We start from the raw sequence: 545 nt of genomic DNA, 5'->3' as shown, positions 1-545 counted from the left end.
CAGAGCCTGAGCGCGTTTGCCTCAAATCTGGATAATGAACTATCGCAGCTTCTTCTTGAACTCAAAACCAAACGCTATCAACCGCAACCGGTAAGGCGGGTCATTATCCCGAAAGACGGTGGTGGTGAGCGTCTGTTGGGTATCCCAACAGTCAGGGATAGAGTCGTTCAACAATGCTTGAAAGACCTCCTAACCCCCATCTTCGAAGAACAGTTCCATCCATCCAGCTTTGGTTATAGACCGAAGCGGAGCTGTCACGATGCCATCAACAAAGCCACCATGTTTATCCGTCGATATAGGCGTCAGCATGTAGTGGACATGGACCTGTCGAAGTGCTTCGATAAGCTGGACCATACGCTTATCATTAAGAGCATTAAAAGACGGGTGCGTGATGGTAGCGTGCTGAGTCTCATTGCTCAGTTCTTACAAAGTGGGGTAATGGTTGATGGGCATTGGCAGCAGACAGAGACAGGCAGTCCGCAAGGCGGGGTAATAAGCCCGCTCATAGCGAACATCTATCTGGATGCGTTCGATGAGGAAATGAA

The 545-nt window shown here is 49.5% G+C and carries 1 protein-coding gene; it reads left to right on the top strand.

What is annotated here, in order from left to right:
- The coding region (locus tag NO989_RS21915; RefSeq protein ID WP_371343208.1) for a reverse transcriptase domain-containing protein at positions 1-545 on the top strand (545 nt) is incomplete at both ends.

The organism is Alteromonas sp. DY56-G5 (assembly GCF_041414725.1).
Lineage (GTDB): Bacteria > Pseudomonadota > Gammaproteobacteria > Enterobacterales > Alteromonadaceae > Alteromonas > Alteromonas macleodii.
The sequence above is the reverse complement of the archived record's forward strand: the minus strand, read 5'-3'. Positions and strand labels throughout refer to the sequence as shown.